Origin of the sequence: uncultured Paraglaciecola sp. (assembly GCF_943787955.1) — a bacterium.
Classification (GTDB): Bacteria; Pseudomonadota; Gammaproteobacteria; order Enterobacterales; family Alteromonadaceae; genus Paraglaciecola.
The window spans coordinates 531504-549197 of the sequence record NZ_CALSOK010000002.1; the positions used below are offsets into that span (position 1 = coordinate 531504).

Annotated in this window: 12 protein-coding genes; 6 read left to right on the top strand and 6 right to left on the bottom strand. The window is 41.3% G+C overall.

What is annotated here, in order from left to right:
• Window positions 1-12: 12 nt before the first annotated feature.
• The 5 genes from Q0Y52_RS03025 to Q0Y52_RS03045 all read right to left on the bottom strand — a co-directional run bounded on the left by Q0Y52_RS03025 (window position 13) and on the right by Q0Y52_RS03045 (window position 4909).
• Window positions 13-810 (bottom strand): carbohydrate ABC transporter permease, encoded by a 798-nt coding sequence (locus Q0Y52_RS03025; protein ID WP_366939230.1) that lies wholly within the window; start codon window positions 808-810, stop codon window positions 13-15.
• Window positions 803-1690, bottom strand: a complete 888-nt coding sequence (locus tag Q0Y52_RS03030; protein ID WP_297817796.1) for a carbohydrate ABC transporter permease — start codon at window positions 1688-1690, stop codon at window positions 803-805. Before Q0Y52_RS03030 ends, Q0Y52_RS03025 begins: the two co-directional genes overlap by 8 nt.
• Window positions 1683-2855 (bottom strand): ABC transporter ATP-binding protein, encoded by a 1173-nt coding sequence (locus tag Q0Y52_RS03035; RefSeq protein ID WP_297817798.1) that lies wholly within the window; start codon window positions 2853-2855, stop codon window positions 1683-1685. The genes Q0Y52_RS03030 and Q0Y52_RS03035 overlap by 8 nt, the downstream gene beginning before the upstream one ends.
• Window positions 2855-3967 (bottom strand): ABC transporter ATP-binding protein, encoded by a 1113-nt coding sequence (locus tag Q0Y52_RS03040; protein ID WP_297817801.1) that lies wholly within the window; start codon window positions 3965-3967, stop codon window positions 2855-2857. The genes Q0Y52_RS03035 and Q0Y52_RS03040 overlap by 1 nt, the downstream gene beginning before the upstream one ends.
• Window positions 3968-4048: 81 nt before the next feature.
• Entirely contained in the window at window positions 4049-4909 is an 861-nt protein-coding gene (locus Q0Y52_RS03045; protein ID WP_297817804.1) for a hypothetical protein, read from the bottom strand.
• A gap of 189 nt (window positions 4910-5098) precedes the next feature.
• Between Q0Y52_RS03045 and Q0Y52_RS03050 the strand changes: the two genes are divergently transcribed.
• The 3 genes from Q0Y52_RS03050 (at window position 5099) to Q0Y52_RS03060 (ending at window position 10545) form a co-directional block, all read left to right on the top strand.
• Window positions 5099-6247 carry an efflux RND transporter periplasmic adaptor subunit gene (locus Q0Y52_RS03050; RefSeq protein ID WP_297817806.1) on the top strand — a complete coding sequence of 383 codons (1149 nt, stop codon included), beginning with the start codon at window positions 5099-5101 and terminating at the stop codon, window positions 6245-6247.
• A 10-nt stretch (window positions 6248-6257) separates the two neighbouring features.
• Window positions 6258-9446, top strand: a complete 3189-nt coding sequence (locus tag Q0Y52_RS03055; RefSeq protein ID WP_297817809.1) for an efflux RND transporter permease subunit — start codon at window positions 6258-6260, stop codon at window positions 9444-9446.
• Between the two features lie 400 nt (window positions 9447-9846).
• On the top strand, window positions 9847-10545 hold the full coding sequence (locus Q0Y52_RS03060) for a cupin domain-containing protein (RefSeq protein WP_297817811.1): 699 nt from the start codon (window positions 9847-9849) through the stop codon (window positions 10543-10545).
• An 89-nt stretch (window positions 10546-10634) separates the two neighbouring features.
• Here Q0Y52_RS03060 and Q0Y52_RS03065 read toward each other — a convergent pair whose 3' ends face one another.
• The gene (locus Q0Y52_RS03065) at window positions 10635-13769 is read right to left on the bottom strand and encodes a beta-galactosidase (protein WP_297818129.1); all 3135 of its coding nucleotides are present in this window, start codon (window positions 13767-13769) and stop codon (window positions 10635-10637) included.
• Window positions 13770-13895: 126 nt separating this feature from the next.
• Between Q0Y52_RS03065 and Q0Y52_RS03070 the strand changes: the two genes are divergently transcribed.
• From Q0Y52_RS03070 to nagA, 3 genes are all read left to right on the top strand, one after another.
• Window positions 13896-14723, top strand: coding sequence for an AraC family transcriptional regulator (locus Q0Y52_RS03070; protein ID WP_297817814.1), 828 nt, complete (start codon window positions 13896-13898; stop codon window positions 14721-14723).
• A gap of 798 nt (window positions 14724-15521) precedes the next feature.
• The gene (locus Q0Y52_RS03075; RefSeq protein ID WP_297817817.1) at window positions 15522-16415 is read left to right on the top strand and encodes a BadF/BadG/BcrA/BcrD ATPase family protein; all 894 of its coding nucleotides are present in this window, start codon (window positions 15522-15524) and stop codon (window positions 16413-16415) included.
• 120 nt (window positions 16416-16535) lie between these two features.
• Window positions 16536-17690 carry an N-acetylglucosamine-6-phosphate deacetylase gene (gene nagA / locus Q0Y52_RS03080; RefSeq protein WP_297817820.1) on the top strand — a complete coding sequence of 385 codons (1155 nt, stop codon included), beginning with the start codon at window positions 16536-16538 and terminating at the stop codon, window positions 17688-17690.
• The last annotated feature ends 4 nt before the right edge of the window (window positions 17691-17694 follow it).

Consider the following 17694-nt stretch of genomic DNA (forward strand, 5'->3'; position numbering starts at 1 on the left):
ATGAAAATTCATTTATACCCTCCCCAAAGCAAACCCTTTGGCAACATGGTTACGCACAAACCAAATAACCAATATGCCCGGTAAAATAGTCAGCACCCCGGCAGCAGCTAACACCCCCCAATCGATTCCTGCAGCGCCAACAGTGCGTGTCATAATCGCAGAAATGGGCTTGGCATCGACCGACGTTAACGTGCGTGCCAACAATAGTTCTACCCAAGAAAACATAAAGGTAAAAAAGGCGGTGACACCGATGCCAGAGCGGATCATCGGGATAAATATTTTGATAAAAAAGCGCCCAAAACTGTAACCGTCTATATAGGCAGTTTCGTCAATTTCCCGAGGTACACCAGACATAAAACCTTCCAAAATCCATACCGCTAAGGGGATAGTAAACAAACAGTGTGCTAACGCTACCGCTAGGTGTGTGTCGAAAAGCCCTACTGATGAATACAATTGAAAAAACGGCAATAGAAACACTGCGGGTGGCGCCATACGGTTACTCAACAACCAAAAAAACAAATGTTTATCACCCACAAATTTGTAACGGCTAAAGGCATATGCCGCTGGTAGTGACACCAGCAAGGTGATCACCAAATTCATTGCCACGTATGTCATGGAATTCACATATCCCATATACCAGCTAGCATCAGTAAAGATGGTGATGTAGTTATTAAGCGTAAAGTCTGTTGGCCATAATGTTAACTGCCCCAAGATTTCATCATTGGTTTTAAACGACATATTTAACAACCAATAAATAGGCAGCAGTACAAAGATGAGATACATGAGCATGCCTAAGTTGCGTTTACTTATCATGTTTGTTGCCATTATCAGATCTTTCCATATGTGTGATAGTGGTAAAAAATACCCAAGACACCAGCAACACAATTAAGAAATACACCAGAGAAAATGCCGCAGCGGGACCAATATCAAACTGACCTATGGCCATCTGGGTAAGGGTTTGACTTAAGAAGGTGGTAGAGGTGCCTGGGCCGCCACCAGTTAACACAAAGGGTTCAGTGTAAATCATAAAACTGTCCATAAAGCGCAACAACACGCCTATCACCAACACATTTTTTAAGCGTGGTAACTGGATATAACGAAACACTGCCCAAGGTGAGGCGCGGTCTATTTTAGCCGCTTGATAATAAGCATCAGGGATAGCCCGTAGCCCTGAATAACATAACAAGGCTACCAGCGAGGTCCAATGCCATACATCCATTAATAACACCGTTAACCAAGCATCTAAGGGGTTAGAGGTGTAGTTATAATCAATGCCCAAATTGTTTAAGGTCCAGCCAAATAAGCCTATGTCACCCCGAGCAAAGACTTGCCAAATGGTGCCCACTACATTCCATGGAATAAGCAATGGCAAGGCCAATAAAATAAGCACAGCAGATGCTTGCCAACCGCGCGTAGGCATCATTAGTGCCACAGCAATACCCAGGGGAATTTCAATAATGAGTACTGAAAACGAAAAACCAAACTGACGCAATAAAGAATCATGTAAACGTGTGTTACGTAACGTTTCTTGGTACCACTCAACCCCCACGAAATAAACAGTGTTTTGGTCAAAAATATCTTGTAGTGAATAATTCACCACTGTCATCAGGGGAATAATAGCCGAAAATGCCACCAGCAAAAACATCGGCAACACTAACCACCACGCTTTGTTGTTGGGTATCTTATTCATGGTTGTCACCCTTGTCTTCGCGCTTACTTTCCCACTGTGTTTCATGCCCGTTTTCAAGAACGGGCTCACCCACCAAATACTCATCTATATACAGTTTTAACCATTGGCTAGGGAAAACCAAATACACGTTAGTACCAGTAAACTGCATTTTTTCTGGCACACGCACTTGGAGTTCTAGTCCTGCAAAGTCTACTAGCACAAGTTGATAACTACCTAGATGTTGCACTGATAAAACATTAGCAGCAAAACTATTAGGTGTAGACGTTTCACTCAACTCAATAAATTCTGGCCGAATACCTAGTTTAAGATTAGCCGAATGACTGAATTGCAAAGCAGCTTGCTGTAATTCGCTGATAGCCAAGTAAATGTCCTGATAACACACTCCCTCACCACTCTTTTCAATCGGAATAAAATTCATGCCAGGGCTACCAATAAAATATCCAACAAAAGTGTGATTGGGCTGCTCAAATAATGCTTGTGGGCTACCAAACTGCACAATTTTTCCTTGGTACATCAGGGCTATTTCATCAGCAAAAGTGGCAGCTTCTAGCTGATCATGTGTGACGTACAGCATGGTGATATTTAACTGCTCGTGGATTTGTTTGAGCTTGCGTCTTAACTTCCACTTTAGATTGGGATCAATCACAGTAAGAGGCTCGTCAAACAATATGGCAGATACATTTTCACGCACCAGGCCTCTTGCCATTGATACCTTTTGTTTCTGATCCGCACTTAAGTTTTTAGCTTTTTTATCAAGGAAGTCTGTCAGTTCCAACAAGTCGGCAATTTCCCGCACCTTGATGTTTATTTGCGCTTTGGGCATCTTTATATTTTTAAGGGGAAACGCCAAGTTTCCTGCCACTGTCATGGCATCGTACACAACTGGAAATTGAAACACCTGAGCAATATTGCGTTTTTCAGGACTAAGAGTGTTTACTACTCGGTCGTCAAATAATACTTCGCCTTCAGACGGACTGAGCAAACCTGACATTATATTTAGCAGTGTCGACTTGCCGCAACCAGAAGGGCCCAACAACGCATAAGCCCCCCCTTGTTTCCACACATGGTCTATGGCTTGAATAGCATAATCTTGAGGGTGCATTTGTACATTACGGGGCTGTGCCAAATAACTATGAGCCAAACCTTTGAGTGTAATTGTGGCCATTACAATACCGTCACAGAATGTGTGGCTGGCCAGCGAATGGCGTTACCTTCTATGTCAAACACAAAAAGATCTTCTAAGGGTAAAAAAATGTCAAGATCACTGCCGGTGCGAAAGCTCATAATCGACAGTATATGCACAATCCAGCTCAAGCTTATTTGCTCTGAATCGACACTAGTTTTGACATGTAAGTAGGTTTCAGAGGCGCTAATTTCAGCTAATGCAACTTTAGTTTTTAAGGCAATATTCGTGGCACTGATTGTGTGCAAAGCAATATGATTAGGGCGGATTGCAAACTGATACTGACCGTTTGGCAAATCCGCTAAATGTGCGGTACTCGCCAAATTAATCGGGTTTTGAATTTGCAGTACGCCATTGCTCACGTAGGCAGAAAAAACGTTTAAAGGTGGCTCATTGTATAAGTCAGCGGCAAACAAATTTATTGGCTTAGCAAACTGTTGTTGCGCCCCGCCAGTCTGCAATACTCGTCCTTGGTGGAGTAAAGTTGTGGTGCCACCCAAAGCCAAGGCTTCATGGGCCTCGGTTGTGGCATAAATAGCAATGGTTTCTCGGGTTTTAAATAGGGCTTTTAATTCACTTCGAAGCTCTTCTCTAAGTTTGTAATCTAAATTCACCAACGGTTCGTCGAACAATATTATACCTGCATCTTTCACCAATGCTCTGGCCATAGCACAACGTTGTTGCTGACCTCCCGAAAGCTCCAACGGCAGACGTTGCATATATTCTCCAATATGCAACATTTCGGAAATCTTTTTTACGCGTTTGTTTATTTCGCCAGAGGATACTTTTGCAAGCTGTAAAGGAGAGGCAATGTTTTCCCACACAGTCAAATGAGGATAATTAATAAACTGCTGATACACCATGGACAGACCACGTTTTTGAACGGCAACACCTGTTACATTCTGATCGTTATAAAATACCCGTCCGCGACTGGGTTTATCTAAACCAGCAAGCACTCTAAGCAGAGATGTCTTTCCAGCCAATGTCCGGCCTAATAGTACATTGAAAGATCCCGCTTCAAATTTAAGAGAAACGTCGTTGAGGTAAGATTGCTCTTCCACTAGCAAACTGACATTTTGTAATTCTAACGCCAACAGACACTCCTTAACCTCAACTTATCTAACAAAAAATAACATAATCCATACGCCAACAAGATGTTTTTTATTGATAGATATTTATATCATGTCTATGAAGGCATCGACAAAACGTTGCGGAGACTCGGGGTCCATATTGAAATATAACGAAGGCTCAATCAGCTCTATTTCCATTACCGCAAACTCATTTTTGTGTCGCACTAAGTCTATCCTGGCATACAAAACATCTGCAGGTAACGCCGCTAAGCAGTGTCTTGCAGTCGTCAGCATCTCTTCGTTTGGTTGAATGGATTTGAGTTGCCCACCATGTTCTTCTTGTACTCGAAAATCACCTGCTCTGGGCTGTTTTAAAATACTGTGGCTATAATGCCCAGCAAAATAAAACAGTGAGTACTCACCTTCATCTACAATTCCAGGTAAAAATGGCTGTAGCATAAATTCACGGTGAGCAAAAACGTCTTTTAGTCCGTCAGCTTGAACTTTTAGGTTTTCTGGCGTCAATCTATAGGTATGGTCTGCGTTAGCACTAACCAAGGGTTTTAGAACTATTTCTGATGTATCAAAATGACTGAATCCGGCCTGCAATTCAGTCAACACAAAAGCCTTAAACCAAAGTGTAGGCACAATATTGATACCTTGGTTTTGTAAATCACTTAAATAGCGTTTACTAATATTCCATTCGACAATTTTCAAGCCATTTTGTAATTGAGCTGACGAGGCTTGAATGCGTTGCAAACATGCCATAAACGCCTCAACATCATCCTGATAATCCCACGTTGTGCGGACCACCACCACATCGTATACATTCCAATCAACATCCATTTTTCGCCAGGACACTTCTTCAGCTAACCAACCCACCGCTTTCAATGGTTCAAATAACATTTGGTCGTAAGCAAAAAAGTCTTCTAGACTGTCCATGGATAAAAATGCACAACGTTTCATAGGTCTCTTCATTGTTAAATAATTCAGTAATTAGTCACTATAATCAATCCAGTATTTTTTATACACTACAGCGTGTGACACTTTCATAAAATGTCGGGATAAAATCACACATTTTTACAAATGAACTTATGGTATCTTGGTTTTTGTCAGTTATTATTAAGAATGAAATTGCAGTTGAGGAAAAGCAGAATGAAACAGAAGTGGTTTAAAGGAATATTACCCTTAGTAATACTGGCGATAGGTTTTGGTGGCATGAGTGCTATAAAGGCTTCTGGCGAAAAAGATGTAGATAAAGAGCCCGTAGACGTTCGTCCCACGGTAAAAATTGAAACAGCCATAGCTGAAGATTACCAAGTTAGAATAACGAGCTACGGGGAAGTAAGTCCTTTAGAAAGTACCATGATTTCTGCCCAAGTATCCGGCGAAGTACTCACATGGCATCCTAACTTCGTGCCTGGCGGTTTAGTTTTGCGTGGTGACACCCTGTTTACCATTGAACTTGACACTTATGAAGCGGCCTTATTGCAAGCCGAAGCTGACCTTAGTTTGGCTAAGGCAAACCTCATTGAAGAACAAGCTAAAGCAGTTGTCGCAAAACGTGAAGCAAAGGGAAGGAAGGTATCTGACTTATATTTACGTAAACCACAAATGTTAGGTGCCCAAGCCTCTGTAAAATCATCTCAATCAAGATTAAAAATAGCCCAACGCGACTTAGATAATTGTGCCATCAAAGCGCCATACGACGCTTTAGTTATCAGCCGTGATTTGGGTGTTGGACAATACGTGAATAAGGGGTCTCAAGTAGGTGAGCTTTATAATATTGAAACTGCAGAAGTCTCTTTTCCTATTGCAGGTTTTGACAGAGAATTTTTACCCACTGACATAACCCAACAAATAGCCACTATTAGCACCAAAGGATACAACACTATTGTTCGTAAGGGTATTGTGAGCCGTGATTTAGGCATTATTGACCAAAGTACCCGTATGAGTCAGCTAGTAGTGAGAATAGAAGACCCATACGCTTTAAAGTCTTCTCTTCCAGTATTAAAGTTTGGTCATTATGTGGAAGTGAGTTTTGCCGGAAGAACGCTAAACCAGGTATATCGTTTACCCCAAGAATTAGTTAACAATAGAATCATTTGGTTGTTAGATGAAAACCAAGAAATGCAGCCTCAACGAGTTGAAATCTTGCGTGAAGAAGGTGCTTACTTTTTAATTAGTGAAGGCCTAAACAATCAAGACACATTGATTTTGACCTTACCTGAATACCCACAAAAAGGCATGAAAGTGAAAATTGCTGAGCCTGCTGAAGATTTAGTAATAAAGCAATCACTATAAGGTTTTAACTATGTCCAGTAAAAATGAAAATATCCTTGTAGAGCCAAAACAAACAGGTTTAATTGCTTTTTTTGCCAACAATTCTGTTGCCGCCAACTTAATGATGATGTTTATTATTATTATGGGGCTGTGGAGTTATAAAACCATTCAAAGACAAATGTTTCCTAATTTTGAAATTAATTACATCAATGTTAGTGCCGTTTATCGGGGTGCTTCGCCCCAAGAGATTGAACAAAGCATTATCATTAAAATGGAGGAAGCACTCAAAGATATTACTGAGATTAAAGAAAGTACTTCCCGAGTCCGGCGCGGTAGCGGTTCAATTTCACTAGAGATAGACCCTGGTAAAGACTTGTCTGAGGTGTTAGATAAAGTGAAAGCTAGAATAGATAGTATTGCTAACTTTCCTGCTGACATGGAACCTCCTAATATATCTCAAATTGAATTTCAGCAAGACGTGATTGCAATGGCTCTAGTAGGTGACCTGCCCATCAATGAGTTGAAGCCTCTTGCTAAACAAATTGAAGATGAATTGAGGGCACTGCAAAACGTATCTTTGGTCGAATTAGAGGCGCCTGATGATGAAATTGCCATAGAAATTAATCCGGAAACATTACGTAAATATAATTTATCTATTGCCGATGTAACCCAAGCGATCAGACGTTTTTCTACCGATATCTCCGCAGGACAGTTACGAACAGATTCAGGCATTGTTGCTGTGAGAGTAGAAAACCAGCTCTACAGTGGCGATGAATTTAGAAAGATACCCGTCAAAATTGGTAAAAACGGTAGCAAAGTATTACTTGAAGATGTTGCAGATATTAAAGATGGTTTTACCGAAGGTGAGCGATATTTTAAATATTCTGGCGTCAATGCTATGTCTCTGGACGTCAAAGCCACCAAAGATCAAAGCACTGTGCCCATTGCTGAGTCGGTGCAATCCTACGTAGAAGCACGCAACAAAACGTTGCCTCAAGGCCTTGAATTAAAAATTTTGGTGGACATGACGTTTTATTTGAATTCACGTCTGGACATGATGCTCAAAAATTTGTTTCAAGGTGCGCTTTTAGTGGCTTTGATGCTAACTATATTCTTACGCTTCAGATTAGCATTTTGGGTGATGTTGGGCCTGCCTGTGTGTTTCCTAGGCGCCATAATGATGATGCCAGTATTCGGTGTAACCATTAATGTTTTATCTTTATTCGCTTTTATTATGGTTCTGGGCATAGTAGTTGACGACGCTATTGTAATAGGCGAAGCCGCTTATACCGAAATTGAAGAAAAAGGGGGGGGCGTAGAAAGCGTGGTTCGGGGCGCCAAAAAAGTCGCCACACCTGCTACCTTTGGCGTGTTGACCACCATTGCTGTATTTACTCCGACTTTATTTGCATCAGGTCCACAAGCCGCATTTTTTACTAATATCTCAATAATAGTGATTTTATGTTTGGTCTTTAGTTTGATCGAGTCTAAGTGGATTTTACCTGCCCATTTGGCCCACATGAAATTTACGCCAATCAAAGAAACGAGTTGGCGTGCACGATTTAATAAACGTTTTTTTGGGTTTGTAAACGGCCCCTACAAAAATTTTATCACTCGTTGTATTGAATGGCGCTGGTTCGTATTTGCTACTTTTATAGCGATTTTGGTATTGAGTACTGGTTTAATTCAAGGGGATTACGTCAGAACAGTTCTGACGCCAAAAGTCGCCAGCGATTTCCCCGGCATCAATATTAAAATGAATGATAATGTCTCTGACGAAACAACATTAAACGCGCTCAAAACTATAGAAGCTATGGTTTATGATGTGGATGAAAATATTGTGACTGAATATGGTAGCAGTTTAATGAAAGACATTATGGTGTTTAACCAGGGTCGTACTGCAGGGCGAATTTTAGTGTCTTTAGTAGACGAAGAAAAACGACACTTTGATGCGTTTGAGCTAGCCCGAAGATGGCGCGCAGATATGCCTGTTATTCCGGGTATGAAGTCTATTACCATTCAGGATAATCTCATGGGTGGAGGAGGTGGTGGTGGTGGTGGTGATGGTGAATTTGGTTTCATGCTGTTTGGCGCAGACATTGAATTACTAAATGCTGCCGGACGTGAATTCATCTCTATGTTACAACAGCAAGAAGGGTTATTTGACATCAGCTCAAGCATCGACCCAGCCAGTAAAGAAATTCAAATCGATTTGTTACCTGTTGCTTATGATTTAGGCTTAGACTTATCCAACATCGCCAATCAAGTTGGTGCTAGCTTTTTTGGCGGCGAAGCTCAAAGGATAATCCGTGACGGAGAAGAAGTCAGGGTGATGGTGCGCTATCCTAAACTTACCCGTGAACGTTTTTCCGAATTAAAATATGCAGTCATTACCACCCCCCAAGGCCAAGAAGTCATGCTTGGCGACGTAGTCACGCTAACGGAAACACCGGGTATTAACTATATACGTCGAGAAGAAGGTTACAGAAGTGTTTATATATATGGGTCAATTGACGAAGAAGTGGTGGAGCCTAATACTATTATTAAACAAGTAGAAGAAAACCTGTTGCCACAACTAAAATCTAATTTCCCCGGCGTAAAATCTGAATTAGGTGGGTCTATTGAAGAAGAGCAAGCTCAAGAAAGTGAGTTTGTCACATTCTTGATTGCCGGTTTATTAATGATTTATATATTACTGGCTATACCCTTAAAAAGTTATGGTCAACCGTTAATCATTATGTCAGTCATCCCCTTCAGTTTAACTGGAGCGATATGGGGACATTTTATCTTCGACATAGATTTAAGCATATTATCTCTGTTTGGATTGATTGCAGCGGCAGGGGTAGTCATTAACGACAGTTTGGTGATGACAGACTTTATTAATCAAAGAAGAAAACAGGGGCATGCTATATTAGCTGCCGTTACAGAAGCTGGGTGCGCTCGTTTTAGGGCTATCACGTTAACCTCAATTACTACTTTTGTGGGTGTTTTACCCATTATGTTTGAAACCAGCACCCAAGCTAAAATTGTTATACCAATGGCAGTCGCTCTAGGTTTTGCCATACTTTACGCCACATTTGTGACTCTGATATTAGTGCCTTGTTTGTATATGATACTAGAAGACCTTAAAGCCAAATTTGTATGGCTCTTTGGCTTATTTGGAAAACTTTTCAAACGAAACGAGACCAGATCTATAGAGACATCACCAACAAAAGCCTAGGTTTTCTAATGATGTTCAAAAGCGCCAATTGAGGCGCTTTTTTCGTTTAAGTGATGCCAATGTATCGCTAAGTATTATGAGTGTTCCACGCCTTGAGATGTCATCCATATCAAGCATCACCTTTTATGTGGTATTGACTCTTTTTCAGTAGGATTTCTGTGTTTTAAATTAGGTCCGTCTTTATCGAATAACTGTATACAGATAGTGCCATAATCGAATAACGTTATTTTGATAGCATCTTAGGCGAAATTGATTTGTAGCGGATAATATATTGACTGTTGCCTAGATTACTTTACAGGTTTTGAACATATTGCCCCCACTTAAAATGACAAGTCTAAAAGTATAGCCAGTGAGAGTAGCTTTAGGTCCGAGTGTTTGCTAACTAACTTAGAGAATGTATATGAAGATTGCTGCTGATTTTAGTCGACGAGAAGTAAAGCATAGTGCCACTATGCTATGGGCTGACTCACCTATGCCCGGTGTGGCAAGAAGACCATTAGACCGAGTGGGAAACGAAGTGGCACGGGCGACTACAGTTGTGCGCTATGCACCGGGCAGTCATTTTTCAGCACATGCACATGCAGGTGGAGAAGAATTTATAGTGCTTGAGGGGGTATTTCAAGACGAACATGGTGACTATCCAGTAGGCTCATATGTCCGCAATCCACCTCAATCTAGCCATACTCCGGGCTCAGAGGCGGGGTGTGTCATTCTAGTTAAATTGTGGCAATTTCAACCTGAGGATAGAACGCCTGTGCGGTTAAATATTAATGAGTTGGAGTCTTTACCTCACACCAGCAAAAAAGGCGTATCAGTTACCCCCCTTTTTGAAGATAAACACGAACAGGTCTGTGTTATTGATCTTCTACCAAACACCTTTCTTGAAATTTATCCCGAAGGCGGAGCAGAACTATTTATTTTACAAGGTAGCGTGAAAGAACAGCAGGATACATTGGTAAAACATACTTGGTTACGTGCCCCTATAGGTTATCCATTATCTCTAAAAACAGATGAGGTAAGGGCTAAAATTTGGGTGAAAAGCGGACATTTATCCGATGTGGATCAGCAAATTCAAAGGGTAAAAGAAGCGACTAGATAAAATTGAGTAAGATTTCATAGTTTTCACCAAACTAACATTTCAAACTTGGGCATCGATCCTTACCGATGCCCAACGACGTGGTTGTGTCTTTATGCGTTCTTTTTGCTTTGAAAAGTGAGGGAATAATTATATTGCTTGTTCTCAAGCAAATATTTTTTATGGGTACTCGGACTCCAAGAGTCATCACCACCTACCCCCATATGTTGATGGTCTATGTGCACATGAACCATCGCATCGACAACTAATTCGTTAGTGTGTTTAGCGAGTGCTAACTGGCTTTGCGAATATTCGCTAGCTGCAAATGAAAACTTTCCCTGTACCCGTAACTCACCAATTTCAAGCAATTGACAATCACTGCGCTGACCGTTATCGGTAGGGAAAATATAAGGAGTATGTATCTCATTTAAGCGCAAATCATACTCACCAAAACGTGCTGCCGATTTACGATCTGCGTAGTTTTCAAATGGTCCCAACCCTAACCATTTAACCTGTAAATCATCTTGTTTTTCTACTCCGAAACTGATCCCTACGCGCGGCAGTGGTGGTAAGTTTTCATTTAAAAGTACCTCAACATTAACGTTGACTTCACCACTATTGTTGATGGTATAGGTCCATTGAGTTTGCGCGCACAGCTCGCCCTCATATTCATAATCAAAGACACAAGTAATACGCACGTCTTGGTTTGATGCTATGGCATTCGTCTGGTAACACTTTCGTTGCCATTTACCAACGCCTGCTTTTATCCAGCGTGCTTCCCAGGCATTGGGATCAGGGCTATCTACCTCACTTACGCCAATATCATTGTCAAGTGGGGCACGATAAAAATTATCAACTAGTGGACTCACTATGATGTGTTTATCATGTTGCTGCCAATTCTCAATCAGTCCTGTTTTGCCATTAAATATGAGCGTTAAGCCTGCTCCTTGAACAGTAATAGCATCATTATTTTCATACACGCTAAGGCACTCTTGACCACTTTTATTAGCAAAAGTAGTACTCAATAAACTTTGGCTATTTACCAATGAAAATTGCTCGGTAGCCATGACATGCCCAGCTGATGCGAAACAGCAATCGTCAACAAGTTCGACGTCTATGTTGACATAATATTGAGCGCCAGGTAAAAATTGTGTAGTAGGTGAGATAAGGATCTTGACTGAGCTTTGCGGTGCAATATTCAGGGTTAAATCGCCTTGTTCAACCTCAACACCATTTTGCATCAGCCGCCACACTAGTTTTTCGTTGTCTGTGGCCCTAAACACATAGTCACTAAAAATAGACAGTGAATAGTCATTTGGGATGGGCTGTGTTGCTTTTAACTTTGAAGACACAGGTTTGGAGATTGGCTCTAGTGTAAATGACAAATGTTGTTGGCAATATTTAGCTTCAAACAAACTGGGGTGAGCACTACGGTCAGGAAATAATAGCCCGTTGATACAAAACTGTCGGTCGTTTTGCGTATCACCAAAGTCTCCGCCATATGCCCAATAATGCAATCCGTTTTCATCTGTTTTTGATAAACCTTGGTCAACCCAGTCCCAAATAAACCCACCCTGCAAGCGAGGGTATTCTTTAAAAGCTTGCCAGTAATCATCAAAATTACCCAAGCTATTCCCCATCGCATGGGCATACTCACATAAGATAAGGGGACGGGTTTCGCCTGGTAAACTGAGCCATTTTTTAATGGAATATTTAGGCACGGCTTCGTCTTCAATATCATAGTCAACTCGCGCATACATGGGACAAATAATATCCGTGGCTGTGGTATTAGCGCCGCCACCCTCATATTGTACTGGCCTTGACGGATCGAAACTTTTTGACCAACCGTACATAGCATCGTGATTGGCACCATGACCACACTCATTTCCCAATGACCAAATAATAATACAAGCATGATTTTTATCCCGCTCTACCATTTGTGTATAACGCGACATGAATGCACCAGCCCATTGTGGATCAGCCGCTAATCGTCCCATGGGAAACATACCGTGCGTTTCTATATTGGCTTCATCCACCACATATAGCCCAAACTCGTCACATAGCTCGTACCAGCGAGGATGATTCGGATAATGGGCTGTGCGCACCGCATTAAAGTTATTTTGTTTCATCAGCTTAATATCAGCAATCATGTCTGATTCGGCGACCACATGGCCATTTTCTGGATGATGTTCGTGTCGATTAACCCCACGTATCAGCAGTGGTTTACCGTTTACACATAATTGCCCGTCGATAATTTCGACCTTTCTAAAGCCAACGTCGTACCCTTCTACATCCACAGTATTGCCTTGCTCATCCTGCAGACTCACCACACAACGATAAAGGTTAGGGGTCTCAGCGGTCCACTTTCGAGGATTCTCAATCGAAATATTTTGAAAAACCACATCATCCCAACCCCCTTTCTCATCAGCTCGTTTGTTATTGGCACTTTGCGTTTGGGGTTCACTGATGGCGGTGTCACCATCAAATACTTGCACCCTAACCTTGTAATTGTTGGGTGCATGAATGGTCGTTTTAATGGCCAGCGTGGCATCGCGATAACAGGCGTCTAAATTAGGCGTGATAAATACGTCGCAAATTTGCTGTTGCGGCTTGGTGAGTAGTATCACATCGCGAAATATACCGCTTAACCACCACATATCCTGATCTTCAAGATAGCTGCCATCACTCCAACGTATTACCATCACTGCTATTCTGTTTTTACCTGCCACTAAAAATGGTTGTAAATCAAACTCGCTGGGTAAACGACTGTCTTGTGAATATCCTACCCACTGGCCGTTACACCACAAGTGAAAGGCTGAGTTGACACCTTCAAAAATAATATGATTACGCAGCACTAATTGCTCTTGGGTCACTTCGAATTCAGTTCGGTAACAACCGGTTGGATTATCACTGGGAACAAAAGGTGGATTGACCGCAAAAGGATATTTTACGTTGCAATAAATGGGTTTATCAACGCCCTGAAGTTGCCAATTTGAAGGAACGATGATGGTTTGCCAATTTTCTTTAGTGTGTTCGTTAAGAAAAGAGACATCAACTGCTTCTGGTTTATCAAATAGCCTAAATTCCCAATTACCGTTTAATAATTGCCTTTGTGGCTGTTGTTTTTGACGAGCATCAGCAAGGTTTTTGTAACCATTAAGTGGGCTATGCCCTGGCACTGTATTTATGTGCGTAGTGAGTGGCGTTTCCCAATCGCGGCGTAAAATAATGTGATCTAATGACGTCATGGTATTTCTCGTAGGCATATCAATGCATATTATGTGTATTACTGATGCTACACAATATAGCTAAAACGTACTCTTTATATTATGCTTTAAACTATCAAATACTTATCCAAAGCTATCATTTAACCCATGAAAAATCATATCAATGATATGTTAGACATCGGTCCCAATTGTTCTGAACGCTTCATAGATGCTGATGTATTAGCCAAAATGAATAATCTGGATATCACGTTAGCTGGATGCTCTAACCTATCAGGGCGATATTGCGTAGCGCGCACCGCGCCCCTTGAACATACCTTATTTTATACCCTTAGAGGACAAGGCAAGTTAACCACTATAAGCAAAGAATACCCACTCGTTGCAAATACTCTGGCTATTTTGCCAACCAAACAGAGTTTTGAGGTAAGTATTGCTTCACAGCAGTGGGATGTTATTTGGCTAAACCTCGCCAATACAAAACGTTGGCAACACCTTGCCATGGAAAAAGCCTTTATAATTGAGGACCAAAAACTTGAACCATTACATCTTGCCATGGAGCTTTTGTATAGTGAGCCAGATGCGACTTTACGGGAAGGTATCATACCAATACTAAGCTATTATCTGAATGCTACTTTGCGTGGTGACAATCAAAATAAAACAAATAATCGACTGCATAACTTATTTCAAGACATTGAAAAGCGTCTCCAGTATGACTGGACGATAGAGGCTATGTGTCACCAATTGCACTACTCTCCTCCCCACTTGCATCGCCTGTGCCAAGCCCAATTTGGCAAAAGTCCCATACAAAAACTCATTCATTTGCGTATAGAGCGCGCCAAAAGTTTATTACTCAATACCCGCTGGCCGGTGCAACATATCGCTACTTATGTTGGGTACACAAATATTTTTAATTTTTCAAAAAGTTTTAAAAAATTAGCAGGTGTTTCACCCAGTAAATTTAGACGCGGTCAAAATTAGAGCTAAATCAACACACTCTAAATCAACACACTAAGCGTGTAACAAGGAATTGGCTATCCTCCCACCCACAGTACCTTCACTTACACCTGCAGATAATAATCGAAATGTAATTAAGATTGGGGATGTCAGCTGTTGAAAGGTCAAACCGCGTTCAGCAAATTGCGATCTAAAATACCGATGAGGAATATTATCAGTGCTACTTTTAGGTCAACGTAAGTGCATTAAATGTTGAAGCAAAGACGCTGTCACTCGCAATAGTATTTGTTGGCTGTGCAGCAATAGTTAGTTTTGGCCAAGATTAACAGGTGAAAGGACTGTCCTCAAAGCCTTCAATAACCCTATCATCTGCTACATTGAGTCCCTTTAAGCGAACCGCAAATACCCCTACGGCTATTTCATCATGATAGGTAAATTATCCCAGTAGGAGGCACGCCTGCAGATTCAGCAACATCTTTCATAGTGGTTTTTGTTTTCATTTTTTATCCAGTAACATTTTATGTTCAGTCACCAATACTCAACCCAAATATTAAAATTAAGTTTAAGTTTAAGTTTAACTCATTCAATTTCAGTGACTTAGATAGACTTTCATTCCTTATTTTTATGGACAAAAATAAGCGGTGGATTGATTGAACAGATACCTTGTCTGATGTTTATTTTGCAAAAGATGTTGTAAAGTGAACTGATTTAAATTTAGATTCATTTAAAATGACAGCGCTGTTACTTACTTTAGTTGAACATCACTTACGCTGTCATTTATCTATCATAAGTTTAACGTAGTGCTAAAAATGGGGATTATTTTTGACTTATGCAACAGACGTTTATCTGGGTATAGATGGCGGTGGCACAAAATGCAAAGCGCGCTTAGAAGATGCACAGGGAAATCTTTTGGCAGAAGCTATCGCTGGTCCAGCTAATGCCGCACGTAATCTAACAGGTTCAGTCAAGGCTGTACTTGAAGCCAGTGAAAAAGCCATCGCCAAAGCGAATATTAAAGGATTAACGCTAAACCAGATCCATGCAGGTATTGGCTTGGCAGGTATTAATATTCCTCAAGTGAAACAAGCCTTTCTAAAACAGTCCCTGCCCTTTGCTAGCTGGCACATAACCACTGATTTACATATTGCTTGTCTCGGTGCCCATTTAGGTCAAGACGGTGCCATTGTAATAGTCGGAACTGGGTCATCTGGCGTCGCCATTCATAATGATCAACAGTTTGAAATGGGAGGTCATGGTTTTGTAGTCGGCGACAAAGGCAGTGGCGCTTGGCTGGGCAAAATGGCGATCAGTCATTGCCTTGAAACACTAGACGGTATTACCCCTAACAACCTACTCAGCAAACAAGTAATCAACCTACTTGATTGTGACAGTGCATACGACCTAGTTAATTTAACCTTAGAAGCAAAACCGGTACTGTTCGCCTCAGTTGCACCACTTATATTCCAGTTAGCGGCAAATCAGCAAGAAGATGCATTATTACTGGTTAATCAGGCTGCCACTTATATCAACAAAATTTGCCACCGATTATTAAGCGGTAACCTACATCGCTTGTCTTTGATTGGCGGCATTACGCAACCTTTGACGCCTTATTTGGATAGCCAACTACAGGCTATTATTCGTCCCGCCCAAGCGACGCCAGAGCAAGGGGCAATTCTATATTCCAAAATAAAGTTAGCTGGTAGTGTTTTATTATGAACATCACATGATTGCGCAAGAAGTGTTAAAAATAGGGGATATGATTTCACACAAAATAAGGCGACAACCTAATAAATCACAGACTTTTAAAACAATCATCAACACATTATAGAGGCACAGATGCAGCGTTTTTTTGCAAAAAAATTATGTGATGGAAACACCATTAAACACAATCAAATGATGACTGTTGATGATGGCAAAATACACTCAATTGAATCTGCGCAGTTTCCAGGTGACGCTATTCAGTTGTCTGGGTTAGTCGCACCCGGTTTGATTGATGTTCAAGTCAATGGTGGTGGCGGAGTATTATTTAATAATCAGCCAAACCTCGACACTTTGATCACAATGAGCCGTGCCCATCAACAATATGGCAGTACTGCCATCATGCCTACGCTTATCACCGATGACTTAGTGACGATGCAATTGGCAGCTGATGCAGTGGCGTCTGCCATCGCTCAAAATGTAAAAGGCATAATAGGTATTCATTTTGAAGGGCCTCATTTAAGTCAGCCTAAAAAAGGGATTCACCCGACTCAACATATTCGACAAATTAGCCCTGAAGAGATGGCACTGTTCACACGAAAAGATCTTGGCGTGGTCTGTGTAACCTTAGCCCCTGAGAATGTACCTGTCGAAATAATACAGGAGTTAGTGCAAGCTAATGTAAAAGTCTGTTTAGGTCACTCTAATGCAAGTGACACCCAAACGTTTGCAGCACTGCAAGCGGGTGCACAAGGTTTTACCCATTTATTCAATGCCATGTCGCCTTTGCAAAGTAGAGAAGCGGGCATGGTGGGAGCGGCATTATTCGACGCATCCAGCTATTGTGGGTTGATTGTTGATCATGAACATGTGGATATGACCAGTTGCAAATTGGCGATTAAATGTAAAACCCACAGCCGTATCATGCTGGTTACTGATGCTATGTCACACGTAGGAAGCGAGCAGATTGAATTACAATTTGCAGGCATGCAAATTAGTCGAAAAGATAATAAATTAACCATTGAAGGCGGCAGATTAGCTGGCTCAGCACTTGATATGGCCAGTGCCGTTCGTAACTGCATAGTAGATCTACAGTGCACTATTCAAGAAGCCATATATATGGCTTCAAGTACTCCAGCTACATTCCTAGGCTTGCAGCAACAAAAGGGCTATTTGGCTCCAGGGTGCGATGCAGACTGGGTGGTATTCACCGACCAGTATTATGTCAATGCGACTTATATAGCTGGCGAGCAAGTATCCGCTCAAACCATACCCAACATTCAAAACAATTAGAAGG

Bases quoted from the DNA above. Each gene is read 5' to 3' on its own strand.
- Q0Y52_RS03045 (WP_297817804.1), bottom strand. From the start codon at position 4,909: ATGAAACGTTGTGCATTTTTATCCATGGACAGTCTAGAAGACTTTTTT.
- Q0Y52_RS03070 (WP_297817814.1), top strand. From the start codon at position 13,896: ATGAAAAATCATATCAATGATATGTTAGACATCGGTCCCAATTGTTCT.
- Q0Y52_RS03050 (WP_297817806.1), top strand. From the start codon at position 5,099: ATGAAACAGAAGTGGTTTAAAGGAATATTACCCTTAGTAATACTGGCG.
- Q0Y52_RS03055 (WP_297817809.1), top strand. From the start codon at position 6,258: ATGTCCAGTAAAAATGAAAATATCCTTGTAGAGCCAAAACAAACAGGT.
- Q0Y52_RS03030 (WP_297817796.1), bottom strand. From the start codon at position 1,690: ATGAATAAGATACCCAACAACAAAGCGTGGTGGTTAGTGTTGCCGATG.
- Q0Y52_RS03060 (WP_297817811.1), top strand. From the start codon at position 9,847: ATGAAGATTGCTGCTGATTTTAGTCGACGAGAAGTAAAGCATAGTGCC.
- nagA (WP_297817820.1), top strand. From the start codon at position 16,536: ATGCAGCGTTTTTTTGCAAAAAAATTATGTGATGGAAACACCATTAAA.
- Q0Y52_RS03035 (WP_297817798.1), bottom strand. From the start codon at position 2,855: ATGGCCACAATTACACTCAAAGGTTTGGCTCATAGTTATTTGGCACAG.
- Q0Y52_RS03065 (WP_297818129.1), bottom strand. From the start codon at position 13,769: ATGACGTCATTAGATCACATTATTTTACGCCGCGATTGGGAAACGCCA.